11 protein-coding genes and 1 pseudogene are annotated in these 12,311 nt (G+C 56.3%); 6 read left to right on the plus strand and 6 right to left on the minus strand.

Annotation, left to right across the window (positions count from 1 at the left end; translation table 11 throughout):
* Positions 1-267 precede the first annotated feature (267 nt).
* Positions 268-672 carry a MerR family transcriptional regulator gene (locus HMPREF2743_RS06965; RefSeq protein ID WP_005293770.1) on the minus strand — a complete coding sequence of 135 codons (405 nt, stop codon included), beginning with the start codon at positions 670-672 and terminating at the stop codon, positions 268-270.
* Positions 673-841: 169 nt separating this feature from the next.
* On the opposite strand from HMPREF2743_RS06965, the gene HMPREF2743_RS06970 reads away from it, so the two are divergent.
* The 4 genes from HMPREF2743_RS06970 to HMPREF2743_RS06985 all read left to right on the plus strand — a co-directional run bounded on the left by HMPREF2743_RS06970 (position 842) and on the right by HMPREF2743_RS06985 (position 4,247).
* On the plus strand, positions 842-2,401 hold the full coding sequence (locus tag HMPREF2743_RS06970) for a SulP family inorganic anion transporter (protein ID WP_035009418.1): 1,560 nt from the start codon (positions 842-844) through the stop codon (positions 2,399-2,401).
* Positions 2,402-2,665: 264 nt separating this feature from the next.
* Complete coding sequence (locus HMPREF2743_RS06975) at positions 2,666-2,881, plus strand: IS3 family transposase (protein WP_070818451.1); 216 nt, start codon at positions 2,666-2,668, stop codon at positions 2,879-2,881.
* A gap of 212 nt (positions 2,882-3,093) precedes the next feature.
* The gene (locus tag HMPREF2743_RS06980) at positions 3,094-3,513 is read left to right on the plus strand and encodes an IS3 family transposase (protein WP_168167317.1); all 420 of its coding nucleotides are present in this window, start codon (positions 3,094-3,096) and stop codon (positions 3,511-3,513) included.
* A 98-nt stretch (positions 3,514-3,611) separates the two neighbouring features.
* Entirely contained in the window at positions 3,612-4,247 is a 636-nt protein-coding gene (locus tag HMPREF2743_RS06985; RefSeq protein ID WP_070818452.1) for a DUF1643 domain-containing protein, read from the plus strand.
* A 39-nt stretch (positions 4,248-4,286) separates the two neighbouring features.
* On the opposite strand, the gene HMPREF2743_RS12445 is transcribed toward HMPREF2743_RS06985, so the two are convergent.
* On the minus strand, positions 4,287-5,090 hold the full coding sequence (locus tag HMPREF2743_RS12445; protein ID WP_246824473.1) for an ADP-ribosylglycohydrolase family protein: 804 nt from the start codon (positions 5,088-5,090) through the stop codon (positions 4,287-4,289).
* Between the two features lie 88 nt (positions 5,091-5,178).
* Positions 5,179-5,424 (minus strand): annotated as a pseudogene (locus tag HMPREF2743_RS13040) (terminase TerL endonuclease subunit); the annotation flags it as partial.
* A gap of 64 nt (positions 5,425-5,488) precedes the next feature.
* Here HMPREF2743_RS13040 and HMPREF2743_RS12995 point away from each other — a divergent pair.
* The gene (locus tag HMPREF2743_RS12995) at positions 5,489-5,611 is read left to right on the plus strand and encodes a hypothetical protein (protein WP_256380839.1); all 123 of its coding nucleotides are present in this window, start codon (positions 5,489-5,491) and stop codon (positions 5,609-5,611) included.
* A gap of 265 nt (positions 5,612-5,876) precedes the next feature.
* On the opposite strand, the gene HMPREF2743_RS06995 is transcribed toward HMPREF2743_RS12995, so the two are convergent.
* Together HMPREF2743_RS06995 and HMPREF2743_RS07005 are read right to left on the minus strand one after the other, a co-directional pair.
* Entirely contained in the window at positions 5,877-7,877 is a 2,001-nt protein-coding gene (locus HMPREF2743_RS06995; RefSeq protein ID WP_246824474.1) for a vWA domain-containing protein, read from the minus strand.
* A gap of 102 nt (positions 7,878-7,979) precedes the next feature.
* Entirely contained in the window at positions 7,980-9,449 is a 1,470-nt protein-coding gene (locus tag HMPREF2743_RS07005) for a metallophosphoesterase family protein (RefSeq protein WP_070818455.1), read from the minus strand.
* A gap of 632 nt (positions 9,450-10,081) precedes the next feature.
* Between HMPREF2743_RS07005 and HMPREF2743_RS07010 the strand changes: the two genes are divergently transcribed.
* Positions 10,082-11,833, plus strand: a complete 1,752-nt coding sequence (locus HMPREF2743_RS07010; protein WP_210400250.1) for an alkaline phosphatase D family protein — start codon at positions 10,082-10,084, stop codon at positions 11,831-11,833.
* 31 nt (positions 11,834-11,864) lie between these two features.
* Here HMPREF2743_RS07010 and HMPREF2743_RS07015 read toward each other — a convergent pair whose 3' ends face one another.
* Positions 11,865-12,308 carry a DUF1990 family protein gene (locus HMPREF2743_RS07015; protein ID WP_070818456.1) on the minus strand — a complete coding sequence of 148 codons (444 nt, stop codon included), beginning with the start codon at positions 12,306-12,308 and terminating at the stop codon, positions 11,865-11,867.
* Between the last annotated feature and the right edge of the window lie 3 nt (positions 12,309-12,311).

Here is a 12,311-nt window from a genome sequence, read left to right on the forward strand (position 1 = left end):
ACCTCACCAACACATCCTGTCGTTTAGGCCCATTTTGTCACTTAAGCCGGTTTGGAAGTGATGGGGTTAAGTGACAATTTTCGATTTTGTGACCTTGGATGACTGTGTCGTTTTGAGGAGTCGTCTGCACGGATTTCAGAAGTCCTCTGTACTATCGCCATCCACTCCGGAGAGGCCGCGGGCGTTCGTCCACTTCATCTGGAACGCGATTCGACAGAGCGCATTCAATACGATGGTCTTTTTCTCCCTGCGAAGGATGGGGGCAGTTTAGGGTGCCAGGGTGTTGACCAGATCGAGGAATTCCTCAGCGTAGGCAATTTGCTTGCGTAGCTTTTCGTAGCGGGTGCGCGTCTCCTCACGAATGTCGGCAAGGGTGGCCTTGGCATTACTCCGTGCCTGCTGTGCGGTATCACTGTCCTGCCCGCCATCTGAACTATGAAGAATCTCCGCAGCTTCCAGGAATTCCCGCATCTGATCCAGAGTAAACCCCAGCGGTTTCATCCGTCGCACCAGCAAAACACGACGTACATCAGCCTCACTATAAAGCCTGAACCCACCAGGGCTACGCCCCGATGGGGTAATCAGGCCGACGTTGTCATAATAACGCAAGGTGGGAATCGACAACCCCGTCTGGTCAACGACCTCGCCGATCTTGAAATTACTGTTTTGCATTGCCTGTTCTCCTTCACGGTGATGTTGCCCACGGGTTCCTGTGCCTGGGTTGGCGGTTGAGTAAAACTCCCGCTACCATGACCACCATCACCAAACCTAAAGTTACTAGAGGGTTGGATTCCTTTCAGGCGTTCGCCCAGTTACCTATCCCCTCAAAGATTGGACATCTATGACTGAAACTAGCACGGCGGCCCCCCGCCCCCTCCTGAGTCCAGACGGCGCTGATGCCCCTACCGGGATCATCGCATCCTTCCGTTACGCATTTTCTTCCCCCGCCCGTATCCGTATAGAGATTCTGGCCGGACTGGCGGTATCCCTGGCGCTGATCCCTGAGGCCATTGCCTTTTCCATCCTTGCCGGTGTTGACCCAGCCATGGGTCTGTTTTCCTCGGTAGTCATGGCCATTGCGATCGCCTTTACCGGTGGCCGCCCGGCAATGACCACCGGCGCCACCGGGGCTATTGCCCTAGTCATTGCTCCTGTGGCGCGTGGTTACGGGATGGATTATTTCATCGCCACCGTCTTGTTGGGCGGTGTCCTACAAATCGTGCTCGGAGCCCTCGGTGTGGCGAAACTTCAGCGTTTTATCCCCCGATCGGTGATGCTGGGTTTCGTCAATGCACTGGGCATTATGATTTTCACCGCCCAACTCGAACACCTCATTGATGTGCCTTGGATGGTCTACCCACTCGTCGGCTTGGGTGTGGTGATCATGATTTTCTTCCCCAAGCTCACCAGTGTGATCCCCGCCCCGCTGGTCACGATTATCGTGCTCACCGGTTTGGTCATTGCCGCCGGTTTGACTGTCCCGACGGTCTCGGACATGGGCAAGATGCCGGAGACCTTACCGTCCCTGTTTATTCCGAACGTGCCGTGGACGTTGGAGACCCTGCAGATCATCGCGCCTTATGCCCTGGCCATGGCCGTGGTCGGTCTCATGGAATCGTTGATGACCGCCAAGCTCGTCGATGACATCACCGACACTCATTCCGATAAAACTCGCGAATCCTGGGGACAGGGGGTGGCTAATATTGCCTCCGGTTTCTTCGGCGGCATGGGCGGCTGCGCGATGATCGGTCAAACCATGATCAACGTCCGCGAATCCGGGGCACGTACCCGCCTATCCACCCTGTTAGCCGGTGTGTTCCTGCTGGTCCTGGTCCTGGCACTGGGCGACATCGTTGGCATGATCCCGATGGCTGCGCTGGTGGCAATCATGATCATGGTCTCGGTCGGCACCATCGACTGGCACTCGGTGCATCCACGCACCCTTAAACTCATGCCGGTCTCTGAGACCATTGTTATGGCCGTGACGATTATTGCCACCCTAGCCACCAGCAACCTGGCCATTGGTGTGGTGCTGGGTGTGGTCACCGCGATGATCATGTTCGCCCGTCGGATGGCACATATCGCTTCCATTGAAAAGGTCTCCGAGATCGACGGCGACGGCGATGGCGAGATTGATACTCGTACCTACCGGGTGCATGGCCAGTTGTTTTGGGCATCAAGCAATGACCTGGTTTATCGCTTTGATTACACCGATTCTGCCCGTCATATCACTATTGATCTCACTGAGGCGGAGATCTGGGATGCCTCCACGGTCGCGACCTTTGACGCGATTACGCAGAAGTTCCAGGACAGAGGCAAAACCGTGTCCATTATCGGGCTCGACGGTCCCAGTCAGGACCGGCTGAACCGCCTGTCTGGCCGGCTTGGCACCGGCCACTAACATCCCCCGACTCGAGCACATCGACTTGGCGCCCCAACTTATAACCGGGGCGCCAGTTTATTGGTGCTGTTGCAAAGTTGGGGCATAGGAAGAGCATAAAAGAAGCGTAGCGGTTAACCGCTACGCTGTGTTGTGGGGATTTTTACTTTTTACGGTGCACGTGTTCTAGTTAGTGGTTCGTTTCTTTCCTCGGGTGATTGCGACGGTATTCCTCGCTTCAGATATCCAGCCCGGTTGGGTTGGGAAGAAAGGTAATCTACCACCATGCCTAGGTACTCCGAACAGTTCAAACGTGATGCTGTGGCCCTCTACGAAAACAATGAGGACCTCTCACTTCACGCGGCTTCAGCAGAGCTTGGAGTCAATCGCTCCTCACTTTATTCCTGGATCAAGCAGTACGGCACCGGCAAACGCGCCCGCACAAAAAGCATGCGTGACAAGGCCCAAGCGACGACTGATTCTGAGCGGATCCGCCAGTGAGACAAAGGAAGTCTCTAAACTGCGCGAAGAACGCGATATCCTGCGCAAGGCCGCGAAATATTTTGCTTAAAGAGACTCACTGGTAATCCGCTTCCAGTTTGTCTATGACCACCGAACCGAATACTAGGCTCACACGGATGTGCCACGTGTTAAAGCTCAATCGCTCCTCGTGCTACAAATGGGTGCAAACCCGCGAAAACCGCAGGTTAAAGATGTGTTCCGATGCCCTTATTGGTGCAAAAATCAAGACCATCTTCGATGATGAGCACGGGCTTTATGGTGCTAAACGCATCGCTGCAAGCCTTAACGACGATACGGACTTTCCTCCGACCAATCACAAGAAGGTCGCACGCATCATGAAATCCATGGGGCTGAAAGGCTTTACTAAGCGGCGTCGGTGTATCACCACTAGGCGTAAGCCTGGCCACCGGGTCATGCCAGATTTAGTAGGCCGTAAATTCACCGCTGATAGGCCGAACCACGTCTACGTAGGCGATATCACCTACCTGCCGTGTAAGGGCGGCAAGAACATGTATCTAGCTACGGTCATTGACGTCTACTCACGCATCTGCATCGCAGAGCGTTCAGTTACCTCCCGCCCAGAGGTAGTGGGACCGAACAAGAAACTGTAGGTACTTGAAAGCTGATAATCCTGAGCTTTACGTTCAGTATTACCGCGAAGCTAATCTAGAAAACTCATAAATAGGCACTCCTATGTAAGAATAGGGAGGTGGAGAATTTGACGGAACAGGGGTTCATTCAAGCCTGGGAATCAGGCCGCCTTGTTTATCCCGCCACCCCAATGGCACACGGTCAGCGGTGGTTCCTTCGTTCTGCTGAGAATTCCGAGAACCATTCCAAGATTCTGTTTGTTGGAATCAATCCTTCTACCGCAACCACATTCGCGGCAGCATCTAAGGTTCAAGGCGGAGATCCGACGACCGCGGCGATCTTGAAACGTTTCCCAGTTGATGACCGCCAGCGCCCCATCGATGCCCGGTGGATGAGCATTATCAACCTCATCCCGCTAGTTGGTCAGGGCCGCCAGTTACCCGACTGGAATCTTTCGTCGGGGAAGAGTGAGATCCTCTCTTCCTTGAAAATCACCATCACCGTAATGAAATTGATCGTGCCTGAGGCAGACCATATCATTCTCATGTGGGGTAATCTGAAGGATAGCAACTTCCCTTGGAAACGCGACATCATTCCTATCGTCCAAGAGCTGATTAGGACGTCCAAGAAGCCAAACGCGGCGGCTAAAGCCGTTTATTCGAAGAACGCTCCTTATTATCCAACTCACCCAGCATATGGCAGGTGGAACGGTCACGAATTCTGTGACGCGCTACACCTTCTAGAACACGAGTAGTCTCCAGGAGTGCACACGCTTGAATCTTTGAGGCGGCGATTAAAATAGAGCCGTTTCGATAAGGTCTTTACCGCGCAGTGTTTCCATCCACCTGGTAGGTATCGATTCTACCCCATACCTGGCACCTGCTAATGCGCCAGCAACTGCAGCAGTCGTATCCGCGTCAGCTCCAAGATTCACTGCCGCGAGTACGCATTCTTCATAGCTCGTTGTGTTTGCGAAACACCATAAGGACGCTTCTAAGGTATGTACTACGTATCCTGTTGACCTGATCTGTTCGCGGGGCTTACCTAACCACTCGCTGAGATCTGGTTCCTCCCCACGCACAACAATCCGTAAGATTTTCACGAAATCGACGCACGCTTGCATCGAAATTTCATGTGCGTGCGTGATGGCCGAAACGTTGCGAATCTGTTCGTTGGTAGCTTGTGTATAAGCCAGTGGCGCGATTCGCATCAGCGAACCGTTGCCATTATTTCGCTCGCTAGATTGCCCTGCTCGATTCATCAGGGCACGCAGAGTTGTTTGACCTATACCGAATGCTGCCCTGTCTGGTGTGTAGAAACCTAGATATGCCCATTGTTCAAATCTCTTCCTCAGATCTGTAACATTTATACGGCCTGTTGCCCGGATCGAATCGCATGTGGCTAGCGTCATTGCTGTATCGTCCGAGAAGGTGCCAGCAGGTCGATCATGGGAACCATACCCAATCATGTCCGTGCAAAGGAAGGAATCTCGCTTCAAGAACTCGTAGGGAACACCCAGTGCATCACCTACCGCCAGCCCGAAAATACAATCCCGCAAACTACTCATGGACTTCTCCCGCAGCAAACCCGCTGTCATTCGTAAAAATCTATTTTAGAGTACTAAATAGTCCCCTCGAATCGCACACCGACTCGCCCGCACCTGAGCTACCTCCCCGAATGGCTCAATCCAAGGCCGTGATGGTTACCACGACGCCGTCGATCTTTTCGGTGGATTTTTGTTTGTCGGGTTTGATGTTTCCTGCCGGGGCGGTGCGCACGTGGATGTTGTCAACAATTTATCCCAGGACTGGGTGCCCGCCATGGGCACGCTTGCCTTCTAGGGCGAGTTTCATAAGTTCTTTGGAGGGTGGGGACATGTCTTTGAAGCCTTGCCCGAAAGGCACCACCGTGAAACCAACATCCTCAAGGTTGTGAGGCTACTCTCTGAAGACTGACAACTACACCGACAAGGATGGGAACAAGCACTACCAGCTCGTGGCCCGTATCGACACGGTGCAGCTCATCGACTCCAAGGCCGAGTCTGCAGCACGCGCTGCACGCCGTGAGAACAGCGCTGACAACGCTGCTGCCAACAGCTCTGAAGAAGTACCGTTCTAGTTGCAACAACACCCCGCAGGGAAACCTGCGGGGTTATTTTTTTTCAGTACAGACCGCGCATGACGCCGTTGCCGTCCGGTAGGGGATCGCTACCGCGCCTGCTCTGGGGCACCGTCATTTCACAGCGCAATACACGCACCACGACACGCGCTGTTTTACCGTGCAACAAACACGCCATTTCGCTGCGCATTGCACTGACACATCTACACGCCGCCTGCAGATTCGGGGCACTATTTACCGTGAACGACATCCGTCGCGAGCGTGGCTAACGGTTGAGGCTCCTGATGACAACAACCAAAGCGATGACGAGGCCGAAAAGGACCAGAAGGCCGAGCCCTACCAAGAGGAAGGGGAAGCCGGAGAAGAGCGATGAGTCATCGTTGTCTTGCGCGCGGTTCTCGGTATCTTCTTTATCTTCTTTTTCCACTGGGGCAGAGGGCTTCTCGGTCTCGAGCTTGACCGGTGCGAAGGTCGGTTCGGGGACTGGATCGCCGAGAACATCGGCGGCAAGGTCATATGTAAGAACAGGCAGCTGAGTGGTTTCGTCGATTTCTTGATCGGTCAGGAGCTTCTCGTAATTGACGGCAATGTATTGCTCGCCGCTCTGCCACACTTTTTCGATTTCCGGAGTCCCAGAACCATCGTTGTGCGAGCCGCCGTAGCGGTTGGCAAAGAGGATCGGTGCTGGGTAACTGAAATCGATTGTGCCGTCTTTAATTACGACGGCGCGGGAACCCTCCAGATCAATTTTTGCGCGTGCTTCGTTGTAGCCGATAAGAACGAGGGAGTCACCCGGCCCATTGTTGTCAAAGTCATCGGCCTCTTCGACCATGGAGACCGTGCCGGCAACCTGTTGTCCGTGTTCGGCAGAGATGCGATAAAAGTGGGTTTCGCCGGGGACAATCTGTGCGCGAACTGGCTGCTGTGGGGTGAGCTCAGTAGCTTCGGTGAACCACGTTCCGGGAGTAACCTCAGTGGCGCCGCCGGAAGCCGTGACGTGGCCGGGTTCGGTCTTTTCCTCGGCCGGATCTGGTTGCCCGTCCATATCCGGCTCGCCAAAGCGGGTGATGGTCACTTCGACGCCGAGCTCTTCATCCTGCTTCCAGTCACCTTTTCGCTGAATGGAGAAAGCGAACTCATCGGAGTCGCAATCTTCTGCACCGCCTTGGGTGCTATACAAGCTAGCGGTTTGGTATTGGTTCACCGAGATATCAGCGGTGTTATCGGTGTCGAGCGCGCAAAGTATCTCGGCTGCATGAACTCCCAAGTAGAAAGATCCACCTTTTCGGAAGTTGTTGATGCTCGGTGTTTGCGTCGAGTTGGCGCTAATGACAACGCGCTCGCCTTCAGCGATTGGGGTGGTGAAGAAAGTAGTTGATTCAGCGGAGTGGCCTTCGCCCTCCGTCGGAAGAAGGGTGGTGGAGAAGGCTTCCACGTCACGGTCGACTTTGGCGGGAGAACCCTCGGTTTCGCCGCCTTCGATTTCTTTGAGGTCTGATTCGTAGGCGTTAAAGGTGCGGGGTGCGGCGCGGCTAAGTTCCTTGGCCAAGCTATCGGCGTCGGAGGCGTCGGCGTAGGTGCCGCCGGTGGCGTCGGCAATGCACTGCAGTTCCTGTTGTGCTTCGGGCTCAACGTTGAAGCCGACGGTGTTGATGACCAGGTCGATGCCCTGCTCCTTCAGCTCCTTCGCTACATCGCAGACCGGCGGCGGGGTACAGGTGGCAACGCCATCCGAGACCAAGATGATGCTGCGCTGGCCTTCCTTTGGTAGCTCAGCGGCGGCCTTTCGTAGCGACTCACCGATGGGCGTAAAGCCGCGCGGTTGCAGGCCATCCATGTGGGAAATCATCTTGTCGGAATTGCCAGCCTCGGGTGGTGCTACCGCGGTGATGTCCTGGCAACCGGCTGCCTCATCCTCGGGCGCTTCGCCGGTGTTGCCGCCGTAGGTGACAAGCCCCAGCGGGGCGTCATCCCCGGCTTCGGTGATGAAGGTGCGGGCAGCCTCCTTGGCGGCATCAATGCGGGTCTGGCCGCCGGCATCGTTGGTGATCATGGAACCGGAGGAATCGAAGACCACCATGGTCGGAGCCATGTCACTAGAGGCAGTGGGGGAGCTCGACGCGGAGCTACTAGTGGACGTTGAGTGTGAATCTTCGGCGGTGGCGGTGAGGGGAAAGAGAACGCTTGCGACGGAGAGAGCGACTGCTGCAAGGAGAGCAGCCGCCGTGAGCAATGGTTTTGAGATGAAACGTGACTTTGGGTGCATGTGAGTTAAATTACACACGAGAGGCGAGCTGTGCTTGGGAACGGAGAATACAGGGGGATTAACCCCCGTGTATCCCGTTTCCATTTGCGTGTTTCAAGGGCCTTAGAACAGCCGGGTATACATCCGGTAGATCGAGTCGAGCATGCTCTGAATGTTGTTGCGGACTGGGCTGTTCGGGTCCAATGCCGCCACGCCGCCGGCGACAATCAGCGCGCTGATAGCGCCCAATAGGAAGCCAATCATGCCGCCGCGAGAGGACGAGCACGAATCATCCGAGGACCCATCAGAAGAGTCTGCCGGGCTTGCCGACGACCCCACGGAGCCCTCATAGCAGTGCTCATCCGGTGTGGAAGGTTCATCAGGTTGAGAGGGTTCGTGTGGCTTGGAGGGATCCGAAAGCTCGGAGGGCTCAGCCGTTGTGGTGACGGTAACCGTCGTCGGGACCTTTGTGGTGATGGACTTTTCCTCAGTGGTGGGCACCATCGAGGTCACTGTCTTGGTGGTCTTCTCCGCCGGAATCGTGGTGGTCACCGTGGTGGGGACCTCTTTGGTTTCCGTGGTGGTCACGGTGGTCGGCACCTCCGAGGTGACAACCTCAGTAGTGGTTGTCGGCGCCGGGGTGGTTGGCTCCTGCTCGCGCGGATCGGAAATCGCGTGGTCGTTGTTCTTCAAGGAGACCTTGTCCACCAGATTCGGGTTGTTTGCATTGTAGGTGCGGAAGGTGAGCTCATCGCTGGTGACGTCGACAATCATGTAATCCTCGTCGTAGTCTTGGCGCCAGATCGCCGTGGACTCGTGTGGGAGAGCCGGGTCAATGTTTTCCATGCGGGCATTGGGATACTTCTTCCCGTCCTCGCCCTGGAAGTCATAGAATTTTCCGCCGCCCGCGGAGGTGGTGGTGATGTAGAGGACCTCCCCATCATGCGGGGCGAGGACGTCGCCACGCTTGGCGGGAGCCTTGACTGGTTCGAGGCCGTTCATGAGGTGGGTGCGGGTGTAGATATGGTCGTGGCCGCTGAGCACTGCGTCGACATCTAGTTCAGACATGACCGGGGCAAGCTTCTCACGGAGCTTGGACACATCGCCGTCCGTGTAATGGGTGCCCTGGGAGAAGAAGGAGTGATGCATGCCCACGATAATCCAGTCATTGAAGGCACCGCGGTGTTCAATGGTCTTTCGCATAAACTCCACGTGTCGCTCTATATCTGCATCGCTATTGGCGTTGGTGTCTAAACCAAGAAAGAGCACGTTGTTGCGTTCAAAATAGAAATCCCTCAGGTCCGGCTCCTGATTCGGGTTAATGAAGTGCTCATCGTAGTGCTTCATCGCCAGGTCTGACGGGTATGTCTCGTGATTGCCCGGCAGTGCATTGGTGGGAATGTTTCGAATCTCCGGGGAGGAGAAGTAACCGTCGTACTGCGCGATGGTGGCACCCCAGCCCTCCACCTGGTCACCGAGGGACCAGATCATGTTGGCCTGAGGGGCGTCGGCAACCGCGTTGCCGATGGTCTTGTTCCACTGCTCAGTCTGGCCCTTGATATCGGCACCGACTCCAATCTGTGCGTCTGACACAGTAATGAAACTCCAGTCTGTGCCAAAGCTACCGGTGTTAAAGGTCTCGGGTTCGGACCAGCCGCCTTCTTCGGAACCGACGCGGTAGGTGTACTCGGTGTTTTCCTTTCAGCCCCGTAGCGGTGGCGTAGTTGGACACGTATGCAATAGCGCCGCCGTCTTTTTCCTTGGCAGGAAAGGCTTGAGTACCGTCCGGGCCAGTGACTTCGAGGACTTCCTTGTCTGCTGGACCCTGGGTGCGCCATGAGACGATGGCGGAGTTTTCGTTGCTCCCCGGTTGAAGCACCATCCGGGTAATTGGGCTGGTTTGAGCAGTGGCTAATACAGGCGCGCTCACCTGCGAGGTGAAGGTTAAAGCGGCTGCGGTCACGACGGCTACGCCTGCGGTGGCAGGGGAAAATCTGCAACGTTTCATTATTGTTTGGCCTTTGCGAGGAGAATCAGGAATCGAAGGTGAGGGTGATTTTCTGTTGAGAAAACAGAGAATCAGACATGACTAAAACACAAAATCATCTCGAAGTGAACTACCGGTTAAGCAGAATGAAAATCTGTGGAACATGCCCCCGGGATAGGGGATAGGGTGCGGTGCTTCGCGTTGAAATAGCAGTTTTGGTGCGCTTATGTTGAGCCTCATGTCTCACGAATTCGGGTCCGCAGATCCCCCAGACTCTTCAGAATCCTTAGGAAACTCCCGCGCTATCCGCTTTAATCGACGCACCGCGCTGCGCTGGGGTGCTGTTGGCGCATCCACCGCAGCCGCTGGCTGTGGTTTGTCCGCGGCAACTGCCCAACATGGCACTCCGCGCCAGGCCCCGCTGGAGGCGTACAACCAGTACACCGGCGCCCAGCTCCCTTTCCTCCACGGCGTTGCATCAGGTGATCCGCTACCCACCTCGGTGGTGTTGTGGACCCGCGTCACCCCGGACCGGGATGCGCTGCCTGGCTCTGGCATGGGAGACGACGTTCACGTGGCCTGGGAGATCGTCACCGATGAGGCGATGGGTTCCGTGGTGGCTCACGGTCAAGAGGTTGCCTCCGCGGAGCACGACCACACCATTCACGTAGATCCCTTTGGATTGACCCCGGACACCGTGTACTACTACCGCTTCCAGGTTACTTCGGGTGAGCACAGCGGAGCGTATTCGCCCGTGGGCAGGACGAAAACTGCGCCGACTGTCGACGCCCAGGTAGACAGCCTGAAATTCGCCGTGGCCTCGTGCGCCAACTACGAATCGGGCTTCTTCAACGCTTACAAAGACATGGCAGAGCGCGGACGATCTGGGGAACTGGACTTCGTGGTGTTCCTGGGGGATTACATCTACGAGTATCCCACGGGGGAGTACGTGGGTAAGAGCGGTGTGGCCCGTGAGCACCACCCCGTGTGGGAGATCGTCACGTTGGAGGATTACCGCATCCGCTACGGCCGATACCGCACCGATGAGCATCTGCAGGCTGCACACGCCGCGGCACCGTGGGTCGTGGTGTGGGATGATCACGAAACCGCCAACAACTCCTGGCGTGAGGGTGCCGAAAACCACACGCCTGGGTTTGCGGAAGGTGAGTGGTCCCGCCGCTGGAACGGTGCCTTGCAGGCCTACTACGAGTGGATGCCGCTGCGCCAAAAGCAGCTGAGCGAGGGCGGTAAGCTTTACCGCAACCTGCGCTTCGGCTCTCTCATGGAGCTCACCATGATGGACTTGCGCACCTATCGCGATCAAGAAACCACCGCCGCTAGCTTTGGAGATCCGAATCGCACCATCGTTGGCAACGAACAGCTGCAGTGGCTGCGGGACACTATTTCGATGTCAGACGCCACCTGGATGGTGATGGGCAACTCGGTAATGATGGCTCCCATGCGCCTGCTGACCATTCCCGGTAATGATGCGGCCAATGAGGGCTTGCGCTTTGTCAAGGGAAATACTTCTGGCTTCGCGGTGAATTCGGATCAGTGGGATGGATACGCCGCTGACCGTGACCGTGTGCTTGAGGCTCTCGATGCTCGCGAAGGAAACTCCTTCTTTATCACCGGTGATATCCACTCGGAATGGGCCAACGACATCTACCTGCACGACAAGCGCGTGGCCTGTGAGCTGGTGACTACTTCAATTACGGCGCCCAATATCGACGAAATCCTCACCACCTACACAGGCACCTATCACGGGGAGGACAACTCGACTTCGTTGCTCATTGAGGACGCAATCAAGGACGCCAATCCGTGGGTCAAGCACTTGGACTATGACTCCCACGGCTATGCGGTCGCGCACCTCTTTGCCGATCACGTGGACATGCACTACTACCGTGTTTCTGATGTTGAAGCTGAAGATGCTTCGGTAGCGCTGGCAGTGAGCAAGACCTGGAATCCTAAGGACGGATTCACCGACTAGCTGCCATCCGCCGGCGGGCGCTGCGGGGGGATCAGTCCAGTGCTCGAAGGTAAAAGAAGCCGATCAGCGCGCGCCGGGGAATATCGAGCAGCGGGCGCAGAAAGGCGAGGCGGGCGGGCTGGGAGGAGGCGGCGACAAGCAGCAGCGTGCGCCCATCCCGCAGGCGCTCCAGGGTAAAGGTCTCCTCGCCGCGCTCAATATGGCCGGGGAGGGTGCCGTAGGTAAAGCCGCAGCGCCCCTCCTCGCGGAATACATTCACCACTCGGCAGCGAAAATCCCACGGTCCAAAACCGAGGCTGACCTCGACTCCTTCTTCTACGATGGCGTGGCTGGGATTAACCCGGAAAATGCCGCTGCGCTGTAGGCCCCAGCGAAAGAGTTTATCTGCTGCGGCATCGAAATCTACGTCGATGATGCGGGACATGTGCAGCTGTGGGAAGCCCTCGGTGGAGGAGTAGGAGAGTGGCTCGGTCATCGC

The organism is Corynebacterium sp. HMSC036D02, from assembly GCF_001836165.1.
Lineage (GTDB): Bacteria > Actinomycetota > Actinomycetes > Mycobacteriales > Mycobacteriaceae > Corynebacterium.

Bases quoted from the DNA above. Each gene is read 5' to 3' on its own strand.
- HMPREF2743_RS06980 (WP_168167317.1), top strand. From the start codon at position 3,094: ATGTGTTCCGATGCCCTTATTGGTGCAAAAATCAAGACCATCTTCGAT.
- HMPREF2743_RS07015 (WP_070818456.1), bottom strand. From the start codon at position 12,308: ATGACCGAGCCACTCTCCTACTCCTCCACCGAGGGCTTCCCACAGCTG.
- HMPREF2743_RS06995 (WP_246824474.1), bottom strand. From the start codon at position 7,877: ATGCACCCAAAGTCACGTTTCATCTCAAAACCATTGCTCACGGCGGCT.
- HMPREF2743_RS06970 (WP_035009418.1), top strand. From the start codon at position 842: ATGACTGAAACTAGCACGGCGGCCCCCCGCCCCCTCCTGAGTCCAGAC.
- HMPREF2743_RS06965 (WP_005293770.1), bottom strand. From the start codon at position 672: ATGCAAAACAGTAATTTCAAGATCGGCGAGGTCGTTGACCAGACGGGG.
- HMPREF2743_RS12445 (WP_246824473.1), bottom strand. From the start codon at position 5,090: ATGACAGCGGGTTTGCTGCGGGAGAAGTCCATGAGTAGTTTGCGGGAT.
- HMPREF2743_RS07010 (WP_210400250.1), top strand. From the start codon at position 10,082: ATGTCTCACGAATTCGGGTCCGCAGATCCCCCAGACTCTTCAGAATCC.
- HMPREF2743_RS06975 (WP_070818451.1), top strand. From the start codon at position 2,666: ATGCCTAGGTACTCCGAACAGTTCAAACGTGATGCTGTGGCCCTCTAC.